The organism is Micromonospora sp. NPDC049559 (assembly GCF_040676675.1).
In the GTDB taxonomy this organism is placed as follows: Bacteria; Actinomycetota; Actinomycetes; order Mycobacteriales; family Micromonosporaceae; genus JBFAPK01.
This window is the reverse complement of the sequence record NZ_JBFAPK010000035.1, coordinates 1-13,965: the sequence shown is the minus strand read 5'-3', so window position 1 is coordinate 13,965 and position 13,965 is coordinate 1. Positions and strand designations below refer to the sequence as shown.

Here is a 13,965-nt window from a genome sequence, read left to right as displayed (position 1 = left end):
CCCCGCTCCCATCCCGTTCCCGGCGACCCCCCCCGCGGGGGGGGGCCGGCCTCGGGGGGCGTCCCCTAATTCGTGTGGGCCCCCCCCGCGGGGGGCGGCCACTCCTGTCGCGAGCCGACGCGGACGCTTCGGCGGCCGGCCGCAACCAGCCCGCGGCGGGATACGTCCGACAGCGGTGCGAACCACGAGCGGGAGGACCGCGATGAAGCCCCACCGACCCGTCCCCGCGCTGCTGGCGCTGCTGGCGCTGGCCGGCTGCGCCGCCGCCGACCGCGCCGAGGTCGAGCCGCCGGGCGACCCGGGGGCGCTGGTACTGCGGGTGACCGAGCTGCCGGGCATGCTCCCGCCGGGCGGCGGCGCGGCCGTACCGCCGCGCTTCTCGCTGCTCGCCGACGGCCGCCTGATCGGCCCGGCCGGCCCGGCCGGGGCCTGGCCCGAGCTGGTCGAGCACCGGGTCGCCCCGCGGGACGTCACCCGGCTGCTGCGCGTCGCGGCCGGCCTGCCGAATCAGACCGAGAGCCAGGTGCCCGACGCGCCGGTGCTGCGGGTGGTCACGGTCTCGACCGGCGGCCGGCGGGAGGTCACCGTGGCCCGCACCGACCCGTCCGCCGAGCGGTTGCGCGCCGCCCTGGCCGCGCACGCGGAGGGTACGGGCGTGCCGTACCGGCCGTCGGCCGTCGCGGTGATCGCGGTTCCGGACGACCCGACCGCACCGGCGCCGCCCTGGCCGCTGCCGGCCCTGACCGGCGCGCCCCTGACCGGTACCGGTGCCGGCGCGTCCTGTGCGGTGCTGCGCGGCGGTGAGCTGGAGACCGTACGTCGGGCGTGGACCGGACCGACGGTCGGGCGGTGGCGCGGCGGCGACGCCGTCTGGCAGGTACGTATCCGCCCGCTGCTGCCCGACGAGACCGACTGCGCGGACCTCTGACGCGCCTCCCGCCGGACCGCCCGCGGGCCGGCGCGATCGCCGTTGTGCGAGGATGCGCCGGTGCGCGCGGTGCTGTTCGAGGAGTTCGGTGGGCGACCCGAGGTCGTGACGGTGCCCGATCCGGTCGCCCCGCCCGGCGGGGTGGTGGTCCGGGTCGCGGCAACCGGGCTGTGCCGCAGCGACTGGCACGGGTGGCGCGGGCACGACCCGGACATCCGCGTCCCGCACGTCCCCGGGCACGAGTTCGCGGGCGTCGTCGCCTCGGTCGGTCCCGGGGTGACGCGGGTACGCGCCGGCGACCGGGTCACCGCCCCCTTCGTCTACGGCTGTGGCCGCTGTCCGGTCTGCCTCGCCGGCCAGCACCAGGTCTGCCCGCACCAGAGCCAACCGGGCTTCACCCGCTGGGGTTCGTTCGCCGAGTATGTCGTGGTCGACAACGCCGAGGTCAACCTCGTGCCGCTTCCCGACGAGGTCGACTTCCGCGTGGCCGCCGCGCTGGGCTGCCGCTTCGCCACCGCGTTCCGGGCCGTGGTCGCTCAGGGACGGGTGGCGGCGGGGGAGTGGGTCGCGGTCTTCGGCTGCGGTGGGGTGGGGCTCTCGGCGGTCATGATCGCCGCGGCCAGCGGCGCCCGGGTGGTGGCCGTGGACGTCTCCGACCAGGCGCTGGCGATGGCCCGCGACTGCGGCGCGACCCGTACCGTGGACGCCTCCGACCGGGCCGACCCGGCGGCGGTCGCGGCGGCGGTACGCGAGGCCACCGGCGGCGGCGCGCACCTCTCCCTGGACGCGCTGGGCAGCCACGACACCTGCGCCGCCGCGCTGCGCGGCCTGCGCCGGCAGGGGCGCCACGTGCAGGTCGGCCTGCTGCCGGCGGTGCTCGGCCCGCCGCCGCTGCCGATGGACCTGGTCATCGGCCACGAGCTGGAGATCCGCGGCAGCCACGGGATGGCCGCGCACGCCTATCCCGAGCTGCTCGGACTGATCACCGGCGGGGTGCTGGAGCCGGCGCGGCTGGTGACCCGGAGCATCACCCTCGACGAGGCGCCGGAGGCGCTGGCGACGCTGGACCGCCCCGGCGCGCCCGGGATCCGCCTGATCGAGCTGTGAGCGCGGGCGGCGCGCGCCGTCAGGCCGGTACGAGCACGTGCTGGCCGAGGTCGTGGTTGAGCCGGACCAGGTCGGCCACGCTCTGCTCCTTCTGGATCAGGTTCGTCAGCATGACCTGTGCGCACTGCTGCTCGCCGATCAGCATCGCCTGGTCGACCAGGACCCGGTAGCTGGCGATCGCCAGGTGCAGGACCCGGATCGCGGTGAGGGCCGCGAAGAGTTCCCGCAGCTCGGCGGTGGGCTGTAGGCGGAGGAAGTGCTCGAAACTCGACCGGAGACCCTCGACCCCGGTGGAGCCGGTCTCGGTGAGCGAGACGCCGAGGGTCCCCAGACAGCCGTCGATGTTCTCCAGATGGCGTTGGATCTCCTCCGCCTGGCGGCGCAGCACCGGCTCCAGGCGGCTGCCCGGCACTCGGTCGATCAGAAGGTCCTGCAGCAGCTCGGCGCTGCGCTCCGCGTCACGGCGGGCGCCTATCTCGTAGAGGAACATGTCCCGCGGATTGTCCAGTGGCATGCGCTTCCTCCTGACCAGCCGATGCTCGCTCCGGCACCGGCTACCCGCTGCCGGGGCGTTGAATCCCACGCCGGGCCAGGTCAGCGGCGGTGGCCGGGCCGCCGGGCCACCCGGCCCCGGCCAAGGCGCGCGGAGAACCGATCATGAAAAGGATCATTGCGAACCCGAGAATCGGGTAGACCAGTCGCTCGGTGCGCATCCCGGCCGATCCGGTCGAGCAACGGACAAGCGCTCGTCCGCTTTTCCGGGGCGCCGCGTTCTGCCCGGGCGTCGCGCGCCGTCGGTGCGTTACGGCCTGCTCCGGAGGCGCAGCAGCTCGATGGCCTCGTCCATCCGCCCCTGCCGGGCCAGCAGCGTCAGCAGCAGCCCGAGCGAGCGCCAGTCGTCGTCCAGCCCCGCGCGCAGCTGGTCGATCGCCTCGTCGAGGCGCCCCTGCTCCACGAGCAGCGCGGCCAGCTCGGCGCTGGCCGTCGGCTCGCCCCGCTCGCCGGCGAGGCGCCAGAAGCGTTCCGCCTCGATGTCGTCGCCCCGGTTGCGCAGCCACGCGGCCAGCCGGGCCGCCGCGTGCCCGTCGCCGTTCTCGGCCCGGGCACGCAGTTCGTCCGTGCGGCCACGGTCGGCGAGCAGGTCGGCCAGGACCCGGCCGGCGGGCGACTCGCCGGCGTCCGCGAGGTCGCGCAGGTAGCCGGTGGGATCGGGTACCGGCACGAGGCCGGCCGCCTCCGGGCCGAAGAAGCGGCTGCCGCCGAAGTCGCGGCGCAGGTCGTCGTCCAGCTCGTCGGCGAGCTCCACCATGCCCCGGATGGCGAGCAGCAGGTGGGTGTACTGGAAGTCCTCGCCCAGCACCGGGATGGAGGCCCAGATGGTGTCGCCGGTGCAGTAGATCCGGCCGATCATCATGGCGCTGGTCAGGTCGGCGAGCCGCCGGTACAGCTTCTCGGTCGGGTGGACGCCGGTGAGCAGGGGCGAGAAGACGTCCACCAGCGGCGGCTCCTCCTGCGCCCGGACGAAGATGATGGCCGAGCCGGTGCGGATCCCGATGTCCCCGTCGGAGTCGACCCGCAACTGGTCGGGCGTGGTGTCCAGGATCTGCGCCAGCACCCACTTGACCCGCTCGGTGAGCTTGTCGGCCTCCGGGCGGGCCGCCGGCTCCGCCGTCCCGTCCAGCCCGGCGCCGCGTACGACCGGCCGGGCCGCCAGCGCGGCGGCCAGCCTGGTACGGGCCGGCAGCGGTACCGAGGCCGTGGTGGTCGACGGGTGGGCGGCCAGCGCGGCGGCCATCCGGCGGAGGAATCCGTCAGGCGCCGTCATCGTCGCTGCTCCCCGGGCGACCCGGATCGTGCGGGCCGGACTGGTCGAGCACCCGGACCTGGTCGAACATCTTCGCGATGACCAGGGGCGCCACCACACCGAAGGTGAACATCGAGAAGGCGGTGGTGCCCAGACCACCGGCGCTCGCCGCCGCGGCGAGGCCGGTGCCGGCGAGCGCGCGCAGGGCGACCGCGAACATCACGATCGGACGGTCCCGCCTGTCCCGCCACGGCCACTGCCAGCGGCCCTTGGACTCGGTGGTGGGACGCATCATCCCGTAGAGGTTCAGCGCTTCGGCGACAGCGCTGCCGATGAGCCCCCAAGTCGCGGCGATCCATAGAGACACGCCCCCACTGTACTGATCGTGGTCACATCTTCACGAACCAGGCATCCCGGCGCTGGGCCCCGGTCCCGTACCGTGATCCACCGGTCTTGGGTTGAACGGTAGCCGTACCGGGCAACCGGGGCCACGGTCCGGAGCGGACGGTGGCCCCGGCGCGGGGTCAGGAGGCCGCGGCGCCCGTGGTGGTGCTGCTCGGGCCGGTGGCGGCGGTGCCCGCGCCGCCGCGCCCGCTCGCGACGCCGTTGCTGGAGACGGCCGGTGCGACGCCCACGCCCGCCGCGGTGAGCGCCGCGAGCAGGAGGGCGATCCACTCGTTGGAGTCCAGCCCGCCGAGCAGGACCGTGGTCAGCACCTGCAACACGCTGAGGACGATCGCGATGGCGGTCTTGGCCCAGCGGTACTGCGGGGCCAGCGGCACCAGGTAGACGCTGACGGCGGTCGCGGTGGCGATGGCGATCTGGACCGCCTCGTCGGGGTCGATGTGCTGGTCGCCGGAGAGCGCGCCGTACGCGACGGTGAGCGCGGCGCCGATCACCGCGGCAAGGGCCTTGCCGTACTTCTTGAGCATTGTCTCTCCAATCGGGATGGATGCCCTCAGCATTGTTGGGCCCTCCCGGAGCCGGCCCGACGGCAGGGCCGGGTCGGGCGGCGCGCCGGGGGTGCTCCGACCCTCCGCTGCCCGACGCGACGTCCCGAGGCGACGTTCGACGCCCGGCCGAGCCGGGCCGTCGGTGCCGCCGCCGGCGGGGCCCGTGACGCCCGCCGGGCGTCCACGGGGCGGCATAGGCAATCCATTGTGGACGTTTGCCGGGTGACCGTCAGCCCTATCGTCGTCGGTAGGGCCGTCGCGACGGTGGCTTCGATGCTCCGGCCGCCCACCCAGGGTGGCAACCGCCGGCCACTCGTGAGGAGAGGGAGAACGACTGTGATCGACACTGAACGGAACGGCACCCCGTCCGCCCCCTCCGGGGCCGGTCTGCTCTCCCGACGAGGCGTGATCCGGGCCGGCGCGATCGCCGCGGGCGGCTCGCTGCTGGCCGGGGCCGCCCAGGCCGTGCCCGCGTCGGCCGCGCCCACGTCCGCGGGGGCCCCCACGCCGGTACGGGCGGCGGCACTGCGCCCCGGTGACCGGGTACGCGTCGTCTCGCCCGGCAGCACACCCGACCCGGCCCTGATGGCGCGCGGCATCGAGATCCTGCGCGGCTGGGGCCTGCGGGTGGAGCTCGGCGCGCACGTCTACGCGAAGTACGGCTACCTCGCCGGTACCGACGCCGAGCGCATCGCCGACGTCAACGCCGCCTTCAACGACCCGGGGGTGCGCGCCGTCTTCGCCGCCCGGGGCGGCTACGGCACGCAGCGCATCATCGACCAGATCGACCTGCGCAACGCCCGGCGGGATCCGCGGGTCGTGGTGGGCTTCAGCGACATCACCAGCCTGCACGGGCGGCTCTGGCGGGACGCGGGACTGATCACCTTCTACGGCCCGATGGTGAACTGGTCGGAGAGCCGGACCGGACCCGACTCGGCCGAGGCGCTGCGCCGGGCCGTGATGACCACCGAGCCGATCACCATCACCCGGGACCCGGCCGAGACCGCTGCCCCGGTCCTGGTCCCCGGCCGGGCCAGCGGCCCGCTGCTCGGCGGCTGCCTGACGCTGATCTCGACCTCGCTCGGCGCGGGCGACGCACCGAGGTACGACGGCGCGCTGCTCTTCCTCGAGGACGTCGACGAGGCGCCGTACAGCCTCGACATGATGCTCACCGAGCTGCGCCGCTCCGGCGTGCTCTCCCGGGTCGCCGGGGTGGTGATCGGGCAGATCACCAACAGCGTCGGCGAGCCGGGCGAGTGGGACGCGGCGGCGGTGCTCACCGACCGGCTCGGCGACCTCGGCGTACCGGTCCTCGGCGGGCTGCGGCTCGGGCACGGGAACGGCCAGCTCACCATCCCGCTGGGCGCGCACGCCACGATTGACGCCCAGGCCGGCACGCTGCGGGTCGAGCCGGGCGTACGGGCCCGCTGAGCCGGTACCGCTCCCCGGCCGGGCGTACGGGCCCGCCGGGCCGGTTCCGGGGTCGGGACGGCCTCCCGGGCCGGGCGGTCGGGCGGGCGGTGGCAGTGGTGGTCGACGGTGGTCGGCCACCACCGGCCGGTGCCGGGGGTGCGGACCGGTGGCGCCGGGGTGCGGGTCAGGCAGACGACCGCGGCGTGGTGCCTCCTGCCGGCGACCCGGCGAGGCGGGTGGGAGGGGCTCGACGATACTGGTCCGCCATGGACCTGGACGAGTATCAGCGCGGCGCCCTCCGTACGGCCGCTCCACGTGACAGGCGGAACGAGCTGCTCCACCTGGTGCTCGGGCTGGTCGGCGAGTCGGGTGAGATCGCCGAGAAGTTCAAGAAGTGGGTCCGGGACCAGGACAGCGAGGAGTCGCGGATCGACCGGGCCGACATCGCCAAGGAACTCGGTGACGTGCTCTGGTATCTGGCGGTGCTCGCCGACTACCTCGATCTGTCGCTGGACGACATCGCGACGGCCAACCTGGCCAAGCTGGCAAGCCGCCAGGACCGTGGCGTGCTGGGTGGCAGCGGCGACAACCGCTGAGCCGGGGTGCGGACCGATGGCGCGGGGGCGCGGGCCAGCGGGCGGAAGCCAGGGGGCGCGGGGGGCTCAGACCGGGGGCAGCCCGAGGGCCCCGTCGACCCGGTTCAGCGCGTCCACGTCGTCGTCGCCGATGGCCCGCAGCAGGTCGATCGCCGTGTTGCGGACCTGACCGACGATGACGACGAGGGGCAGCGGCGGGTCCGCCCGCAGCAGCCGCCCGCCGGTGCGTACGGCGTCGAGCGTGGCCGTCTCGGCCCGTTCGAGCTGGCGCCGTACGTCGTCCTCGGCACCACCGGTCAGCTCGGCGGTGAAGACCTCGTGCGCGGCGCAAACGGCGCTCGCCAGGGACCGCAGGGCGGTGCCGAGTTCCGGGGGCGGGGTGACCGGCAGCCGCACCAGGGTGACGCCGGCCCGCGCCAGCACCCGTACGCTGCGCACGACGTAGTCGACCTGGACGGTCGCCACGTCGACGGCGCGTACCCCGCCCCGGCGGGCCCGCCACCGCAGGTGCAGCCGCAGCGCCTCCTGGGCCGCGAGCACCGCCGTCCGGAGCCGGTCCACCGCGGCGTCGGCGCGCCGCGCCCGGCCCAGCGCCGCCAGCGCGGCCGGTTCGTCGTGCCGGTCGAGCGCGCCGGCCACCTCCTCGATAACCTCGGCGAGCTCGTCGAACGTCTGCCGCAGCTCCCGTAGCAGCGGTGCGACCGGTTCCCGGGCCACCGCGAGCTGGCTGGCGACGAGGGCGACGCCGCCACCGACCAGTGCGTCGACGAACCGGAACGGGATCAGCGTGCCGCCCGGCGGGGCGACCACGACGAGGTAGAGCGCCGATACGGCCGCCTGCACCACCGAGATGGGGCTCGCGCCCACGGCGACCGCGAGGGCGAGGGTGAGCAGGATGACCGTGAAGACGGTCCAGGTGCCCCGGGCGCCGAGGGCCTGGATGACGAGGTCGGCCACGAGTACGCCGCCGGCGACCCCGAGGATCACCTCGATCGCCCGCCACCAGCGCTGACCGCGCGCCTGGCCGAGAACGATCAGCGCCGCCGCCGGGGCGAAGAAGGGCTGCGGATGGTGCAGCAGGCGGGTCGCGATCAACCAGGCCACCGTGGCGGCGGCGGTCGACTCGACCACCGGCGACCAGCCCCGCCGGAGCCGGCCGGCGGAGGTGCGCAGCCAGTCCGTCCGGTTCATCCGCGACAGCTCCCTTCCGGTTCCGGCCCCCCGACGGCACCCTACCGTCGATCATCACGACGGGCCCGCCGAAACAGGCTATCTTCCTAGGCTGCCACACGCGACGTGCGCTGCACCGTACTCGCGAACACGCGACGGCATCGGTGACGCGCGACGGCCGGCGCGGGTCGGGTTCATCCGTGGCTGCCCGGCCTTCGCGGGAGACCCGCCAGCGCCGACTCCCGTGGGGGAGCGGGACGCGTCCGGTACGAGGGCGACCCGTCGGGGCCGGGGTACGGACCGACTCCGGCGCCGGCCCGGGAGACCCGTTTCGGGGCAGACCCCGGGCCGACTCCGGTGCCGGCGCGGCCGGGGTACGGGCCGCGCCGGCACCGCCGGGATCGGTGGTGCTCAGGGCAGGAGCAGGGTCTTGCCGGTGACGGCCCGGGCCTCGATCGCGGCGTGCGCGTCGGCGGCCTTCGTCAGCGGGAACGTCTGCCCGATCAGCGGCGTGAGGTGGCCGGCGGCGGCCGCGTCGAGCGCGGCGACGAGGTACCGCCGGAACTCCTCGGGCGAGAACTGCACCCGCTCGATACCGGTCGCGGTGACGCCGCGTTCCCGCGCGACGGCCGGGTCCGCGACGGCGAACTCCCCGCTGGGCATACCGTGCGCCGAGAACCGGCCGCCGGGTGCGAGCAGGTCGAACGCGGCGCGGCCGTACGCGCCGCCGGCGCCGTCGAGCACCACGTCCAGCCCGCCGACCACCGACCGGACCCGCGCGGCCCAGTCCGGTTCCGAATAGTCGACGGTGTCGGCGCCGAGGTCGGCGAGCCGCCGCAGCTTGGCGGTGCCCCGGGCGGCGGCCACCACCCGGGCGCCCGCCGCCAGCGCCAGCTGCACCAGCAGGACGCCGAGCCCGCCGCCGGCCGCCGTCACGAGGACGCGGTCACCGGGCTCGATCCGTACCACGTCGACCAACCCGAGCGCGGTCACCCCGTCGTGCAGCAGTGCCGCCGCGACGGCCGGCTCCACCGCGTCGGGGACCGGGACCAGGCCGTCGGCCGGTACGAGCGCCCGCTGCACGTACCCGCCGTTCGCTCCCGTGCGGGTGACCACCCGGCGGCCGACCCAGCCGGGGTCCACGCCGGCACCGACGGCGGCGACCACGCCCGCCACCCCGACCCCCGGCCGGTACGGTGGCTCGATCGGGAAGTACGGGGCGCCTCGGCCCTGCCGGATCATCGTCTCCACCCACAACACGTCGGCGGCGGCGACGTCCACCACCGCCTCCCCGGCCCCGGGTACCGGGTCGGGTACCTCGCGTGGGACCAGCACCTCCGGACCGCCGAATCGGTCCACCTCTATCGCCAGCACAGCGTCCTCCCTTCGTCGTCGGCAGCCTCGCGCCTCAACCGCGGTTGAGGTCAACCGCCCGCGACGCCGATCACGTCAACCGCCCGCGACGGCGATCACGCCGGCGGGCGGCGGGTCGGGTACGGTGCGGGCGTGTGCGTGTCGCTCGATCTCGCCGAGTTCTCCGGAACGGTCCTGTACGGCGGCCGCCGGCGGCACCCGCGCTACGGCCCGATCGAGGTGCTCGGCTACCAGAACACGGCGACGAACCGGGCCACCGGACCCAACGCCATGCTGCTGCACCTGCCGGCGCGCCGGCTCGACCAGCGGCACTTCGTCCCGGTGGGACCGCACGCCGGCGTGCTGACCAGCATGCTCGACGCCGTCCGTCCGCTCCCGGTCAACGACGGGATCGACTGGATGGGGGAGCCCGACGAGGTCGAGGTCTTCGAGCACGACGTCTACACGGTGGTGCTCGCCGCCGACCCGACGCTGATCACCGACGCGCTGTCCCGGGTGCCCCGGCACAAGCGGCCACGGGTCGACCCGGCCCTGCTGGCGTTCTACCGGGAGGCGTTTCCGGGGCACGCGTTCGCGTTCTGCTGCTTCGACAACGCGCGAGCCGAGCGCGCGAAGCCGCTGCTGATCTGGTATGAGCCGGTGGACCCGGAGCGGATCGTGCTGCCGGCCCTGGACTGTCACACCGGTGCCGTCCCGGACCTCGACGCCTGGGTGAGCCCCGACCACTGGCTGCTGTTCGGCAGCGACGACGCGGACCCGGAGTGGGGCGAGCCGGTGGAGTACGCCCCGGACCTCGACCCCGAGCTGGGTGCGTTCCTGCCGGACCGCGTCATGGGGGTCGCTTACCGCGGCACGGCGCTGCCGAACGGGGACTTCGCCATCGGCCACGCGGACCTGTTGCGGGGCGAGCTGGCCCGGGTCACCCGCCTGGTGCCGCAGCCACGCCGGCCCGGCCGGTAGCGGAGCGGGTGACGGCGTGACCGGCTCGTACGTGGTGACCGGCGGGGGCCGGGGCATCGGGCGCGCGCTGGTGGAGCGGCTGCTCGACACGGCGGGCGTGGTGGTGGTGATCGAGCGCGATCCCGCGCTTCTGACGTGGCTGGCCGAGCATCCGGAGTCCGCCCGGCTGCGCGGCGTGACGGGTGACGCGGGCGACGAGACGGTCACCGAACGGGCCGCCGACGTGGCCGAGGCCGCGGCTCCGCTCGCCGGCTGGGTGAACAACGCGGCCGTGTTCCGGGACGCCTGGCTGCACTCCGCGCCGGCCGGCGAGGTGTTGAACCTGGTCGGGCTGAACCTCGGGCCGGTGCTGGCGGGTGCCGCCACCGCGGTCCGCCGCTTCCTGGCGGCCGGTACGCCGGGCGCGATCGTCAACGTCTCCTCCCACCAGGCGCGCCGTCCGGTGCGCGGCGCGCTGCCGTACGCCACGGCGAAGGCGGCCGTCGAGGGGGTGACCCGCGCGCTCGCGGTGGACTACGGGCCGCACGGGATCCGGGTGAACGCGGTCGCGCTCGGCTCGATCCACACGGAACGGCACGAGGCGTTGCTGGCGGCGCGGGGACCGACCGCCGCGGCCGGCGTGGAGGAGGAACTGCGCCGGCTGCATCCGCTCGGCCGGACGGGCCGCCCGGAGGAGGTGGCGGAGGCGGTCGCGTACCTGCTCTCGGCGCGGGCGAGCTTCGTCAACGGCGTGACGCTGCCGGTCGACGGTGGGCGGGCGGTGCTCGGCCTGGACCCGGAGGCGGGCTGATCGCCCGGGCCCACGGACCTACGGGCCCACGGACCTACGGGCCGTCGGGACCGGCCGGCCCGCCCGTCGCGGAGCGGGGTTCCGGCTGCCCGGTCCGGGCAGGTGTAGTGGCGGTACGCCGGGGTAGCCAGGTGCGTCGGGAGTCGGGGACGCGCCGGCCGGAACGACGCCGCCCGCCGGACGGTCCCCGGCGCGTCGAGGGCGACGGCGGTGATGGCATGGAGCTGGTGGAGGAGTCGCCGTACCGGTTCCGGATCGACCGGCAGGGCGAGATGCGGGTACCCGGGGTGGTCTTCGCGTCCCGGGAGCTGCTGCCGGACAGCGGTGCGGACCGGTCGCTGGACCAGGTGGCGAACGTGGCGACGCTGCCCGGGATCGTCGACGCCTCGTACGCGATGCCGGACGTGCACTGGGGGTACGGGTTTCCGATCGGCGGGGTGGCCGCCACCGACGTCGCCGAGGGCGGGGTCGTCTCGCCGGGCGGGGTGGGTTTCGACATCTCCTGCGGGGTACGACTGCTCGCCGCCGACCTGCACACCGAGGAACTGTCCCCGGTGTTCGGCCGGCTGATGGACGGGTTGGACGCGGCGATCCCGCGGGGCATGGGCAAGGGCGCGGTGTGGCACGTCTCGGGCCGCCCGGAGCTGGAGCGGGTGCTCGCCGGCGGCTCGCGGTACGCGGTCGAGCAGGGGCGTGGGGTCGAGGGCGACCTGCGGCGGTGCGAGGACTACGGCGCGGTGGCCGACGCCGACGTGGGGCAGGTGGGGGAGCGGGCCATCCAGCGCGGGCTCGCCCAGATCGGCAGCCTCGGGTCCGGCAACCACTTCCTGGAGGTGCAGGCGGTCGACCGGGTGTACGACGAGGCGGTGGCGCGCGCGTTCGGGCTGGCGCTCGGTCAGGTCTGCGTGATGATCCACTGTGGCTCGCGGGGCCTGGGCCATCAGGTCTGTACCGAGCACGTGCACGCGATGGAGGAGGCGATGGCCCGGTACGACATCCGCGTACCGGACCGGCAGCTCGCCTGCACGCCGGTTTCGTCCCCGCCGGGACGGGCGTACCTCTCCGCGATGGCCGCGGCGGCGAACTACGCGCGGGCCAACCGGCAGGTGCTCGGCGAGGCGGCGCGGCGGGTCTTCGAGCGGCTGACCGGCCGGGGGCTGGAGCTGGTCTACGACGTCTCGCACAACCTGGCGAAGCTGGAGACGCACGAGGTCGACGGCGCGCCGCGGCAGCTCTGCGTGCACCGCAAGGGCGCCACGCGGGCCTTGCCGCCGGGGCATCCGGAGCTGCCGGAGGAGCTGCGTGAGGTGGGGCAGCCGGTGCTGATTCCCGGCTCGATGGGGACCGAGTCGTACGTGTTGACGGGCGTGCCGGGGGCGCCCGCGTTCGCCTCGACCTGCCACGGCGCGGGGCGGTTGCAGAGCCGGCAGCAGGCCGGTCGGTCGGTACGCGGGCAGGACCTGCGTCGCCGGCTGGAGGCCCGGGACATCGCGGTACGGGGTGCCTCCTGGCGGGGGTTGGCCGAGGAGACGCCGGAGGCGTACAAGGACGTCGGCGCGGTCGTCGAGGCGACCCAGGGGGCGGGGCTGTGCCGCCAGGTCGCCCGGCTGGTGCCGGTCGGCGTGGTCAAGGGCTGAGGGCCCGTCGTGGTCGAGGGCTGAGGTCGCCCGTCGTGGTCGAGGGCTGGGTCACACGTCGAGGGCCGAACTGGGTCACACGTCGAGGGTCGCCGCGCAGGACCAGCCGCCGTCCGGGCTGTGGTCGACACGCAGTTCGTGCAGGGAGACCGCCTTCGGTACGGCCCCGACCAGCTCCGCGTGCTCGGTACCGGTCATCCGCAGTCGTACGTCGACGCCGCCGTCGCAGGGCGCGACGTCGGCGCCGATCGGGAGCTGTCCGGTCGTGTCAAGCAGGTAGATGACCTGGTCGAGTACGCCGGCGAGCAGGTCCTCGTCGCTGCCGGGTGGGATCCGGAAGTCGACGCTGGCCACCGTCGGCGCGCCGGTGACGTCGGCGAAACCGTCGACCATGGCGGCGACCGCCTCGGCGGTGCACGCCTCCCGGGACGGTCCCCACGCCTCGATCCGTACGTCTGCCGTGTGCGGCATGCTGCGATGCCCGGCCGCCGTCGGTGCGCCCATCGCTGTCCCCCCTCCGATCGGGCCCGGTCCACCTCCCGTCAGCGCCGAGCCGGCCGGCGGTGCTCGACGAGGTTCTCCTTCTTGCGTACGCGTCGGCGCTGGCGGGACGTCAGTTCCCGGCGCCGGGCCTGTTTGCGGTAGTTCTCGATACGCCGTTCGTTACTGATCGGCAGCGGCTCGCCCATCGTCGCCTCCCTCGTCGCGGGTACGTGCCGGGGGCGAGACCAGTCTCGAACGCCCCGGGATGAGCCGGGATCACCCGATCCGGGCGAGGACTCGCGGTTTTGTCGGCCCCGCCGGGTCTGTCGCGTCCGCCGGGTCTTTCGTCCGCCGGGCCTGTCGCGTCCGGTGCCTCGGGTGTGTCCGTGGTGGGCGCGGCGGGTGGCTCGGCCGGCGAGGTCGGGGGTGTGGCCCGCCGTACCCGACGAATCCCGTCAGGCTTGATGTCTTCGCCGGGCACGGCGGGCCCCACCTGCGGAAACTGCCTCCGGGCGTCGGGAATGGCCCGCCCCTGCCGACGGGAGTGCCTCCCGTGACTGGTACGCCGGCGATGTTATCCGTCCCCTATGACGTCGCCGGCGTACCAGTCACGCGTGGAGCTGCTTTCCGTTGCCGGCTGTGCCGTGCTTTCGGCGCCTGGGCGTGGTGCATGCGTCGTTACCTGGACGTCGGGTGCGTTGTCGGTGTCGGGTAGCGCTTCTGGTGTTCAGGTGACGGGTGGCGGTGGGG

Annotated in this window: 15 protein-coding genes; 7 read left to right on the top strand and 8 right to left on the bottom strand. The window is 75.0% G+C overall.

Annotation, left to right across the window (positions count from 1 at the left end; all coding sequences use genetic code 11):
• Positions 1–202: 202 nt before the first annotated feature.
• Both AB0J86_RS29630 and AB0J86_RS29625 read left to right on the top strand, forming a co-directional pair.
• The gene (locus AB0J86_RS29630) at positions 203–928 is read left to right on the top strand and encodes a hypothetical protein (protein ID WP_363860934.1); all 726 of its coding nucleotides are present in this window, start codon (positions 203–205) and stop codon (positions 926–928) included.
• 60 nt (positions 929–988) lie between these two features.
• Complete coding sequence (locus AB0J86_RS29625; protein WP_363860933.1) at positions 989–2,035, top strand: zinc-dependent alcohol dehydrogenase family protein; 1,047 nt, start codon at positions 989–991, stop codon at positions 2,033–2,035.
• A gap of 19 nt (positions 2,036–2,054) precedes the next feature.
• Here AB0J86_RS29625 and AB0J86_RS29620 read toward each other — a convergent pair whose 3' ends face one another.
• The 4 genes from AB0J86_RS29620 to AB0J86_RS29605 form a co-directional block, all read right to left on the bottom strand.
• Positions 2,055–2,549, bottom strand: coding sequence for a DUF892 family protein (locus AB0J86_RS29620; protein ID WP_363860932.1), 495 nt, complete (start codon positions 2,547–2,549; stop codon positions 2,055–2,057).
• Positions 2,550–2,837: 288 nt separating this feature from the next.
• Positions 2,838–3,860: a hypothetical protein gene (locus tag AB0J86_RS29615; protein ID WP_363860931.1), complete on the bottom strand. Its 1,023-nt coding sequence runs from the start codon at positions 3,858–3,860 to the stop codon at positions 2,838–2,840.
• Complete coding sequence (locus AB0J86_RS29610) at positions 3,847–4,206, bottom strand: hypothetical protein (protein ID WP_363860930.1); 360 nt, start codon at positions 4,204–4,206, stop codon at positions 3,847–3,849. The genes AB0J86_RS29615 and AB0J86_RS29610 overlap by 14 nt, the downstream gene beginning before the upstream one ends.
• A gap of 157 nt (positions 4,207–4,363) precedes the next feature.
• Positions 4,364–4,771 (bottom strand): hypothetical protein, encoded by a 408-nt coding sequence (locus AB0J86_RS29605; protein ID WP_363860929.1) that lies wholly within the window; start codon positions 4,769–4,771, stop codon positions 4,364–4,366.
• Positions 4,772–5,257: 486 nt separating this feature from the next.
• Here AB0J86_RS29605 and AB0J86_RS29600 point away from each other — a divergent pair, with 486 nt between their 5' ends.
• Both AB0J86_RS29600 and AB0J86_RS29595 read left to right on the top strand, forming a co-directional pair.
• A complete protein-coding gene (locus tag AB0J86_RS29600) occupies positions 5,258–6,223 on the top strand; it encodes an LD-carboxypeptidase (protein WP_363861006.1) in 966 nt (321 codons plus the stop codon).
• A gap of 248 nt (positions 6,224–6,471) precedes the next feature.
• Positions 6,472–6,801 carry a nucleoside triphosphate pyrophosphohydrolase family protein gene (locus tag AB0J86_RS29595; protein ID WP_363860928.1) on the top strand — a complete coding sequence of 110 codons (330 nt, stop codon included), beginning with the start codon at positions 6,472–6,474 and terminating at the stop codon, positions 6,799–6,801.
• Between the two features lie 66 nt (positions 6,802–6,867).
• On the opposite strand, the gene AB0J86_RS29590 is transcribed toward AB0J86_RS29595, so the two are convergent.
• Positions 6,868–7,992 (bottom strand): FUSC family protein, encoded by a 1,125-nt coding sequence (locus AB0J86_RS29590; protein ID WP_363860927.1) that lies wholly within the window; start codon positions 7,990–7,992, stop codon positions 6,868–6,870.
• 390 nt (positions 7,993–8,382) lie between these two features.
• Positions 8,383–9,345, bottom strand: coding sequence for a zinc-binding dehydrogenase (locus tag AB0J86_RS29585; protein WP_363860926.1), 963 nt, complete (start codon positions 9,343–9,345; stop codon positions 8,383–8,385).
• A gap of 132 nt (positions 9,346–9,477) precedes the next feature.
• Between AB0J86_RS29585 and AB0J86_RS29580 the strand changes: the two genes are divergently transcribed.
• The 3 genes from AB0J86_RS29580 (at position 9,478) to AB0J86_RS29570 (ending at position 12,732) form a co-directional block, all read left to right on the top strand.
• On the top strand, positions 9,478–10,305 hold the full coding sequence (locus AB0J86_RS29580) for a hypothetical protein (RefSeq protein ID WP_363860925.1): 828 nt from the start codon (positions 9,478–9,480) through the stop codon (positions 10,303–10,305).
• Between the two features lie 16 nt (positions 10,306–10,321).
• Positions 10,322–11,095 carry an SDR family oxidoreductase gene (locus tag AB0J86_RS29575; protein WP_363860924.1) on the top strand — a complete coding sequence of 258 codons (774 nt, stop codon included), beginning with the start codon at positions 10,322–10,324 and terminating at the stop codon, positions 11,093–11,095.
• Between the two features lie 218 nt (positions 11,096–11,313).
• On the top strand, positions 11,314–12,732 hold the full coding sequence (locus AB0J86_RS29570; RefSeq protein WP_363860923.1) for an RtcB family protein: 1,419 nt from the start codon (positions 11,314–11,316) through the stop codon (positions 12,730–12,732).
• Positions 12,733–12,807: 75 nt separating this feature from the next.
• On the opposite strand, the gene AB0J86_RS29565 is transcribed toward AB0J86_RS29570, so the two are convergent.
• Both AB0J86_RS29565 and AB0J86_RS29560 read right to left on the bottom strand, forming a co-directional pair.
• Entirely contained in the window at positions 12,808–13,236 is a 429-nt protein-coding gene (locus AB0J86_RS29565) for an archease (RefSeq protein WP_363860922.1), read from the bottom strand.
• 38 nt (positions 13,237–13,274) lie between these two features.
• Positions 13,275–13,421 (bottom strand): hypothetical protein, encoded by a 147-nt coding sequence (locus AB0J86_RS29560; RefSeq protein ID WP_363860921.1) that lies wholly within the window; start codon positions 13,419–13,421, stop codon positions 13,275–13,277.
• Positions 13,422–13,965: the final 544 nt, after the last annotated feature.

Coding starts and splice junctions, on each gene's coding strand:
- AB0J86_RS29630 (WP_363860934.1), top strand. CDS start 203: ATGAAGCCCCACCGACCCGTCCCCGCGCTGCTGGCGCTGCTGGCGCTG.
- AB0J86_RS29620 (WP_363860932.1), bottom strand. CDS start 2,549: ATGCCACTGGACAATCCGCGGGACATGTTCCTCTACGAGATAGGCGCC.
- AB0J86_RS29615 (WP_363860931.1), bottom strand. CDS start 3,860: ATGACGGCGCCTGACGGATTCCTCCGCCGGATGGCCGCCGCGCTGGCC.
- AB0J86_RS29605 (WP_363860929.1), bottom strand. CDS start 4,771: ATGCTCAAGAAGTACGGCAAGGCCCTTGCCGCGGTGATCGGCGCCGCG.
- AB0J86_RS29595 (WP_363860928.1), top strand. CDS start 6,472: ATGGACCTGGACGAGTATCAGCGCGGCGCCCTCCGTACGGCCGCTCCA.
- AB0J86_RS29590 (WP_363860927.1), bottom strand. CDS start 7,992: ATGAACCGGACGGACTGGCTGCGCACCTCCGCCGGCCGGCTCCGGCGG.
- AB0J86_RS29570 (WP_363860923.1), top strand. CDS start 11,314: ATGGAGCTGGTGGAGGAGTCGCCGTACCGGTTCCGGATCGACCGGCAG.
- AB0J86_RS29565 (WP_363860922.1), bottom strand. CDS start 13,236: ATGGGCGCACCGACGGCGGCCGGGCATCGCAGCATGCCGCACACGGCA.
- AB0J86_RS29560 (WP_363860921.1), bottom strand. CDS start 13,421: ATGGGCGAGCCGCTGCCGATCAGTAACGAACGGCGTATCGAGAACTAC.